Source organism: Bacteroides sp. K03 (genome assembly GCF_019734355.1).
GTDB classification, from domain to species: domain Bacteria; phylum Bacteroidota; class Bacteroidia; order Bacteroidales; family Bacteroidaceae; genus Bacteroides; species Bacteroides nordii.
On the sequence record NZ_JAASHC010000023.1, the window covers coordinates 80,250 to 88,963 of the forward strand.

The 8,714-nt window shown below is 34.6% G+C and carries 7 protein-coding genes; 3 read left to right on the top strand and 4 right to left on the bottom strand.

Going from position 1 to position 8,714, the window contains the following annotated elements; translation table 11 throughout:
- Positions 1 to 10: 10 nt before the first annotated feature.
- The 4 genes from HCG69_RS15025 to HCG69_RS15040 all read right to left on the bottom strand — a co-directional run bounded on the left by HCG69_RS15025 (position 11) and on the right by HCG69_RS15040 (position 5,605).
- On the bottom strand, positions 11 to 2,014 hold the full coding sequence (locus HCG69_RS15025; protein ID WP_221650708.1) for a glycosyltransferase: 2,004 nt from the start codon (positions 2,012 to 2,014) through the stop codon (positions 11 to 13).
- A gap of 434 nt (positions 2,015 to 2,448) precedes the next feature.
- Positions 2,449 to 3,438 (bottom strand): glycosyltransferase, encoded by a 990-nt coding sequence (locus tag HCG69_RS15030; RefSeq protein ID WP_221650709.1) that lies wholly within the window; start codon positions 3,436 to 3,438, stop codon positions 2,449 to 2,451.
- A 17-nt stretch (positions 3,439 to 3,455) separates the two neighbouring features.
- Positions 3,456 to 4,646, bottom strand: a complete 1,191-nt coding sequence (locus HCG69_RS15035; protein ID WP_221650710.1) for a glycosyltransferase — start codon at positions 4,644 to 4,646, stop codon at positions 3,456 to 3,458.
- Entirely contained in the window at positions 4,646 to 5,605 is a 960-nt protein-coding gene (locus HCG69_RS15040) for a glycosyltransferase (RefSeq protein WP_221650711.1), read from the bottom strand. The genes HCG69_RS15035 and HCG69_RS15040 overlap by 1 nt, the downstream gene beginning before the upstream one ends.
- A gap of 171 nt (positions 5,606 to 5,776) precedes the next feature.
- On the opposite strand from HCG69_RS15040, the gene HCG69_RS15045 reads away from it, so the two are divergent.
- The 3 genes from HCG69_RS15045 to HCG69_RS15055 are packed head-to-tail and all read left to right on the top strand — an operon-like array spanning position 5,777 to position 8,473.
- Complete coding sequence (locus HCG69_RS15045) at positions 5,777 to 6,562, top strand: glycosyltransferase (RefSeq protein WP_221650712.1); 786 nt, start codon at positions 5,777 to 5,779, stop codon at positions 6,560 to 6,562.
- Positions 6,543 to 7,517 (top strand): glycosyltransferase family 2 protein, encoded by a 975-nt coding sequence (locus HCG69_RS15050; RefSeq protein WP_221650713.1) that lies wholly within the window; start codon positions 6,543 to 6,545, stop codon positions 7,515 to 7,517. The genes HCG69_RS15045 and HCG69_RS15050 overlap by 20 nt, the downstream gene beginning before the upstream one ends.
- A complete protein-coding gene (locus HCG69_RS15055; protein ID WP_221650714.1) occupies positions 7,517 to 8,473 on the top strand; it encodes a glycosyltransferase in 957 nt (318 codons plus the stop codon). Before HCG69_RS15050 ends, HCG69_RS15055 begins: the two co-directional genes overlap by 1 nt.
- Positions 8,474 to 8,714 lie beyond the last annotated feature (241 nt).

Consider the following 8,714-nt stretch of genomic DNA (forward strand, 5'->3'; position numbering starts at 1 on the left):
ACATATCCAATTACTTTTTAGTTACAGAATCTTTTATTAGCTGTCTCACATCACGTTGAAACTTCTGCACAGAGTGTACCTCACGAATATAACTAACGGCCTCACATGACAATTTCTTACGCCTTTCTTCATCACTCATAACTTCCTCAATTGCTGAAACAAATTTAGGAACTTCATCAAATCCATCGCCCAATACTGTGCCTACGAATTTTCCAAATTTAGAAGTTAAATCCTCAGGATTTCTACAACTGACAAGAAGTGTACCATAAGCCAATGCTTCAAGGAAGGTGATAGGCAAGGCTTCATGGATAGAGGTATTTACCAATATTTTAGCATCTCTTATGTATGCATTTTTCTCTTCACCCTCTACATGCCCCACGAAATGGAGGTTAGGGATACCAGCTTTATATGCCGACATAACTACCTCGTTCTCTTTTTTCTCTCTAAAAGTTTGTCCCAACATAAAAAATTCATATTGAGGCATTCTTTTCGCTATTTCACAGAATAGCCATCCTCGTTTCACCGATTCAATACGTCCAATAAAAATTATATGATTCTTTTTTTTATAAGTAGCAGGATCAAATGTATAATCTATATCTATCGGATTCGCACAATAAGTAATATCTACATCTTCCGGTAACCGATACAATACTTTGGCTTTCTCATTTAAGAAATATCCTTGTGATATAAATTTAAGCTGCCCATTACAATAGAATCGATTCACCATATCATATAGTTCAGAATTCCAATAACATGACTCAGTAAAGAGCTTTACTGTCTGAATTTCCTGCCATTCGGTCCAAGGTCTGGGATCTTGTATCCAATGTATAATAGGCTTTCCCCGGTGTTCGTACTTCAAAAGATCATGCGTCAATTCAACGGTAAGATAGACATCATAATTGGTTCTTTTCAACCACTTATAAACAAATTTTCTACCGGGTGGGACTATAATTGTCACTCCATCTATTTTCTTTTTCTTAGCTCTATACTCCCATTTATTAGAACTCTTTCCTAAGAGAACTTCCACAGACATCTCTTCATTCGGTAGATAACGAGCTATATAATAACGTGCAAGAAAGCCATACCCTCCAAAGGCAGTCCCCATTCCACCAAAATACTCGTCAATAATGAGAGCTATTTTTATCTTCTTGGGATTAATATTTATTCCACACATTTTTTTGATTGTTCGAATCAACCGTTCTTTTTTAAACATACCAATAAATCCTTTATAAGGTGTTTTCTTCAGATATTCAAAATAAAGGTTCCGCAATGGGTTACAACACTCCTCATTAATACTCCATGGTTTGATCCGACCCGTATAGTGAATGATAACCGGACTTTCTGCCCTTGTATGGAGAACCTCCTCTGTCGTATAGTTATAGATTACTGGGACTTCTTTTATCTTTCCTCTTAAAGCCCAATTTATAATGTCCTGATCTTGATACTCAAATTTATCGCAGTATTTTTTTGCCACATCCATCAGTAGTGCGGTTATATTCTCATTACGCATAGCCTCAAGATTCATCAAAATCACTCCGGCATTTATATATATATCAGACTCTTGCAAACCAATACTATATTTATATTTTATCCGTTCTATCCAGGAATCATTCACACCTGCGCACAAATAACCCTCCAAAGGAGTTTTCCATAATTCGGTTATAGGGCCATCAACAATCAAGTCAGCATCTAAATACAAAATACGAGTAAGTTCCGGGAACAGATCTGCTATTAGCAATCGATAGTATGTATGACAAGTAATGTATTTTATATGGAGTTTAAAGCCTTCAAATATAGCATGATCCACTAATTTAAACTCAACACGATTATTATTACCATATCCCTCTACTGCAGAAACAAACAACTTCTTATTTTCATCAGAAAAATAGTCCGTCAAAATGTAGAAATCAATGCTACTGGTAAGATTATTCTCCAGAACAGATATCATTGCAGCACAACAATGCTGAGCATATGAATTGTTTACGGTAAAAACAATCGAAATTCTATTATCCATTACTTATTCAGGAATTTAATATTATTCGACAAATATAGATAAAAAATCTCGGTTCATAAGCGGGCCTTATTAAAAGAACAGTTTTTTTTCTACCCCCGTTTGTAAAAAAATCAAGACCTTATATCTTCTAAATTTGGTACTACGAACTCACAGTTCAATTAATATTATATTTATGAGGAACATCTAAATTGATGCCTATGGAACGATACTGCGGTCTTGATGTACACAAAGACAGTGTATCCATGTGTATAAGTGACATATTTAATATTCCCAGGAAAACAATATCTTGTCGTTACCACAGTCCATATCATACATCGATTTTATTCCTGTCGTTATCTCCTTAATATATTAATATTACTCTGAAAATGCCCATAATATATTTATCGCACTCAAATGAAGAGTTATCGATTACCAAACGATCTTTATAATCTTATTTATATTTTCCCTCTACTACGATAATAAGATAGATATAAATCACCTAACCAACCTGACAATTGATAAACTGATAGAATCTTTAATTGACGTTTAGTCAACCCAGCCCGTAATCCGGGCATTCTTTTTAGATCATTAGCCGCTTTTCTCAGATCTGCAGGTGCATCTTCATATCGCTTCCAATACATTGCCAAAAAAAGATTCTGAAGTTGCAAATGCGCTAAATCCTCCTCGAACTCTCTAATTAACCCCTTTCTCCGTAAATAATGCTCTATCCAAGTAGGATAAGCCCTAAGGTCTTTATACATCGTGTCACTTACTACCTCCGAACGTGACAAAGAATTAGGACGTACATAATAATTTAAAATAGGCATATCGATAGTCACTACTTTTTGAGCAAAAGAAAGAAGTTGAACCATCAGTATGGCATCTTCACCTAAAGAAATATCGGGAACATGCTCTATAGAATGGTCAAGGAATAAAGAACGCTTCTGAAAATTAGCCCACACACTCCAGTATCCTCTACCCTGAAGAATCTCTCTAAAATATTCCATCCCGGATAATGTATCAAAAGTCATCGATACAGATCTTTTAGGTTCTTTTCCTAATGTACAAAAATAAAAAGGTGCTGCAACAATATCAGCATCGGAATTTTCAGCTTTATCTACCAAATGTTCAACCGCTCCGGGCAGCAAAACATCATCGCTATCCAGGTGTTGAATATATTTCCCTTTAGCAATATCAATCCCTGATTTTCGCGCAGACGGCAACCCTCCATTTCTCTTATTTATAATAATAATACGTTCATCAAGTTTGGCATACTTCTCCATAATAGTAAAACTATCATCTGTAGAGCCATCATTAACTATTATTATTTCCAGTGTAGAATAACTTTGCCCAATCACGCTTTCAACACACGCCTCTAAATAAAGCTCACTATTGTAAACAGGTATAATTACAGAAACCAAAGGAGATGATAAGTTAACCATCATAAACAATTTCTAATTTATTAATTCCATTCTTTTTTCGACGATAACAATAATGATTCAAATAGCCTTAGCCATTTTTCACCAATTACCTCCGGAGCATAATCCATAGACTTACGAATAACATTCCCTTTCATTTTTTGCAGTTTATCAGCGTCATTCAATAAGTCAATTAACAAACGCGCATATTCTTTTAAAGAAAATGGAGGTACGAGTATTCCATTTTCTCCCGAAGGGGATATAATTTCATGTATACCCGCTACGCAATCAAAAGCAACAGGTACCACTCCATTTGCCTGAGCTTCGGTAAGGCAAAGCGGCCATCCTTCATAATTAGAAGTCAAACATAGCACCGAAGCATTATAATAATATTTATCAACACAGCTACTATATCCTACAAAGCTGATACGCTGTAATTGTTTTTTTTGCGCTCTCTGTTGAAGAAACACTTTTTCATCCCCGTCGCCAACCAAAATCAACTCCCAATCCGGTACTTCTCTATAAATCAGTTCCCAAATATCTATCAAACGATCTATACGTTTATCTTCATAGGTCATACGCCCTACAAATAAAATTTGTTTCTTTTTATTCGGATTTATGTTCTCAACCCGTTTTTCCGAATTAGGAATTACAGATATCTTATTTTCCTCAGGAGACAATCCTATTTTATCAATCAACGTCTGTTTATACCCTTCGCACAAGACCGTATATACATCCACCTGTTCGTATATCCTACGATAATCACCCAAAAGACGTTTATAGTATTTCTTAAACCAAACGGTTTTAGGGTAAGTAAATAAAATCCACTTTATTCGCCCGGATAATGAATGCCATGCTTTTTTCTTTTTATTGTAAAGATCATGCCCAATCTCCCAAAAAGGAACACTATGCAAAGCAAATATTATTTTACAATTAGTATTATTCCGTATATGTGCCAGATGCGACAATGTTTGAACAGGCAAAACAAATATATCAATCCTCAGCTGCTTTAAAGTCTCAATAATAGCATCTGCATTTTCTTTACTATTAATGCTTGCTTTGTCCGGCAGTTCCAAAAGTATTATGTTGGATAAAAACTTATCACGTATTTCTCTCGCCAGAACATATACTTCAAATCCATAATGAGATATATAACCAGCAATATCAATAGTCACTCTATCTGCTCCACCACTAGGAAATTCGTTATGTAAAAACAAAATTCGTTTTTTATCCATTACTTTTTAGGTCTTTGTTTTATAAAGCGGTAATACTTTTCGAAAAAAAACGGTGACATATTAAACATCCAATAATAAAAAGAAGTTTTACGGGGTTTAAGAGGGAGTAATCCTCCTTCTTTTATTTTTTTTATCATATCAGTCTGTCCTCGTCCACCGCAGCGAATGCTGTTCTTAAATAATCTCATAATAATCACAGCAATGTGATCATCAAAATAGGCTACTATCTTTGGATCATTACTAACAGTAATTTTAAAATTATTCAGCGATACCATAGCCGCAACCATATATAGCGCATTAGATTCACAATACTGATTCATAAAAGAACCGCTATTTTGGAAATAAGAATAAAAACACAAGGGTAGATATTTTATTCTGTTTGCATAAAAAATAGCTCTTGGCACAAATTCTTCATCCTCATGCCTAATAGGAATCATCTTTAATTGATTAGCAATAAGAAAAGTGCGTTTATAAACATATAGCGGAACCATTGCCGGATAAAAATCTCTCAGAAGAAACTCTCTTCCGGAAATGATATTTGAATCATTCAATTCCATATGATAAGGTTGCTCTAAAAAACTTCCATCCAAAGAAATATGCTTATAATTCAACAACATCATATCCAATTTACCATCAGACATCTCCTTATAAATACGTTCAAAAACATTCGGATAGAAGCAATCGTCAGCATCCAAAAAAAGCAAATACTCACCACAAGCCTCTAATATCCCCTTATTCCTTGCGCAACTAACTCCCTCATTTTCAACATCAATATACTTTAAAAATGAATATTTCTCACACAAAGAATCCAATATTTCAATGGAGTTGTCCGTTGAACCATCATTTATTACAATTGCTTCATAACAATCATATGGTAAATCCTGATTGGCAACTGACTCTATACATCTGTTTAAATATTTTGCAGCATTATAAGCTGGTATAATAACAGAGATTTGCATATATATATCCCGCTTTTCGTAAATTAAGGTGGTAAAGATAGTCAAATATAGTTGGACATAATTAATAGAAAAAGACTTTTTCAGAAAAAAGAGCAAAAATATGCAGTATTTCCCCTATCTTTGCATTTATTACTTTACATAGTAAAACAAAAGCTGATTAAGATATATCCAATGAAAGTTTCATTAATCATTTCAACCTACAATTGGCCTGAAGCGTTAAGACTTAGCCTTATGACAGTGTTGCATCAGACCCAATATCCGTACGAAATAGTTATAGCGGATGACGGCTCTACCATTGAAACTCAGAATATGATTAAAGAGCTTCAGACTGAATATCCTATCCCCATACAACACATTTGGCACGAAGACAAGGGGTTTAGGAAAACAATGATTATGAACAAGGCCATCAAAGCAGCTACGGGAGATTACATCATCCAAATTGATGGAGATATATTACTGCACCCTTATTTCATAGCAGATCATCTTGAGATAGCTGAGCCTGGATATTTCATAAGAGGCGGGCGTACACTCATCAATGCATTTAAAACAAGATTTTTTCTGCACCGCAATGCGCTTCGCCCCCAGAAAAGTAATTTAATGAGAAGTAACAATAAGTTCAATGCATTCAGAATACCCTTCCTTGCAAATATATTCAGTGGGGTATCGGAAGATGTAACACATGTAAAAGGGTGCAATATGGCTTATTGGAAGAAAGACTTTATTGCAGTAAATGGCTATAATAATGATATTAATGGCTGGGGACATGAAGATATAGAGCTTGCTATCCGCCTTCATAATTCAGGAATTAAGATGAAAAAAGTGAAATTTAAAGCAATAGCTTACCACCTTCACCATCCTTTGAATTCAAGAAACTGTGAAGAAAAGAATATGGAAATTTCCAATCTTGCACTCAACAAAAAAATAATACGAGCAAAGAATGGATACGACAGCCTATAGCCGTACTTCAAAAGTCAGTATAATCGTTCCAATGTATAATGCAGCCTCTTTTCTAAAAGAGACTTTAGACAGTATTCTTAATCAAACTTTCACAGACTTTGAGCTACTACTTATTGATGACTGTTCAAAAGACAATACCTTAGAAATAGCTAATTCTTTTTCTGATCCTCGTATTTGTGTTATTAAAAACGAGAAGAATTTAGGAGCCGGAGGCACCCGGAATAAAGGTATTAAACTCGCACAATCAACCTATATTGCATTCTGTGATGCGGATGACATTATGTTTCCCAATAGATTAGAAGAGCAATACAACTTTATGGAGCAGCATCCGGACATTGATATCTGTGGTAGTTTTGTAAAATTAATCAACGAACAAGGTGATATAACAGGTAAATTTACATTTCCGGTAAAACATGATAAAATAGCTGTTGAGATGTTCTTGCGCTGTGCATTTCAACAATCCACAGCTTTTATCCGCAGTCAGTCTTTTAAGCAATCCGGACTTAAATATAAAGAAAATCATTATGCAGAGGATTATGATTTATGGGCCAATGCCATAAAAAAACTGAAATTTCATGTTATCCCTCATTTTTTGATGTACTACAAGATTTCTGATTCGCAGATATCTTCTGTATCTTTTGATAAACAGCAAAAAGATGCCTATCTGGTTTACAAACAGATGATGGAGGATTTAGGGGTTCGTTACAATGAACATATTATTGAACTTCATTATGAGTTGGCACATCGCAAGAAAAAAACATTCCCGGAAGAATGGATAAAAGAATATGAAACTTTCTGCAGAGAATGCCTTTTAAGGAATAAATCTGTAAAAATCTACAAAGACAAGCTCTGGAGACAAGCTATGATACATAATTATAAAAAATCGCAATATTTATTGCATAATAAAATTGTAGCGACTATTAAGACATTTTTCAAATTCAAAATTCTCAAATAATGGATATCAAAATTTCTATTATCATACCAGCTTACAATGCACAAAAGTATATTGAGAGGTGTCTTCGGTCATTGTCTGTACAAGACATGCCAACTAATAATTATGAAGCGATTGTGATCAATGATGGTTCTACAGACAACACTCAAAGCCTTTTAGATGTATTATGTAAACAGTACTCATTTACCCGTTATGTATCTACCCCTAACAGCGGGCTTAGTGCATCCCGAAACAGAGGTGTAAAAGAAGCAACAGGAGAATATCTATTATTCTTAGATGCAGATGATAGTATTATACCCAACTGCTTAAAGGATATTTATGAGGAGATGTCTGGAAATCAACTGGATATGATGTTAATGAACTACCAATATATACTTCCCAACGGAACTCAACGAAAGGGCGGATATCATATTGATAAGAATGACGAGAAAATAGTCTCCGGCAAACAGTTTTTAATCAGAGAAAACTATCCGCCGATGATTCCATTGTATGCATATCGTCGCTCTTTTATTACCGAGAACAACCTCACTTTTCTTTCTATCGGACATGAAGATGAGGAGTTTACTCCCAAAGCTATTTACATGGCTAAGCGTATTAAATATTATCCTCGGACTTTCTATAACTATTTCCAGAATGAAGAGTCATTCATGCATACCTACAAAGAAAGTAACTTTTATGATATGCTCACTGCAATGGGTTCACTCAATAGGTTCAGACTTGAACACGAAAATGATCCTAAAATCATATCCTATTTCAACGACCACATTGCAAACAGAGTGATAATGATATTCAAACGCAGTATCAGGGACGGACATTCCATCCAAAAGGAGTTAATACAGAAAATTAAAGAAGAAGGTCTATATCCATTGTGTCCCCGAAAGCCATCCTTCTATATACGATTATTCAATTATTCGCCTACCTTATTTGAGAAATACTACCGCTTCATTAAGCATAAATAAGAAAAGAAACAGAAATAAAGATATTTTTTTAATACATTCCCAAAAAGTCTTTTTATTATTTACCCTCTTCAGATGTAATATCTTACGAACTTTTAGTATACTCTTCGTAGAGTTTCACTTCATTGTCCGTAGAGTTTCGCATCATTCTTCGTAGAGTTTCGAGCTGTTCCTCGTATACTCTATTAAAACCAAATGTTTCCGCAGAATATTGCTTTAATAAATGTTAACTACGAAAGATATG

Coding starts and splice junctions, on each gene's coding strand:
- HCG69_RS15035 (WP_221650710.1), bottom strand. CDS start 4,646: ATGGATAAAAAACGAATTTTGTTTTTACATAACGAATTTCCTAGTGGT.
- HCG69_RS15030 (WP_221650709.1), bottom strand. CDS start 3,438: ATGATGGTTAACTTATCATCTCCTTTGGTTTCTGTAATTATACCTGTT.
- HCG69_RS15040 (WP_221650711.1), bottom strand. CDS start 5,605: ATGCAAATCTCTGTTATTATACCAGCTTATAATGCTGCAAAATATTTA.
- HCG69_RS15055 (WP_221650714.1), top strand. CDS start 7,517: ATGGATATCAAAATTTCTATTATCATACCAGCTTACAATGCACAAAAG.
- HCG69_RS15025 (WP_221650708.1), bottom strand. CDS start 2,014: ATGGATAATAGAATTTCGATTGTTTTTACCGTAAACAATTCATATGCT.
- HCG69_RS15045 (WP_221650712.1), top strand. CDS start 5,777: ATGAAAGTTTCATTAATCATTTCAACCTACAATTGGCCTGAAGCGTTA.
- HCG69_RS15050 (WP_221650713.1), top strand. CDS start 6,543: ATGGATACGACAGCCTATAGCCGTACTTCAAAAGTCAGTATAATCGTT.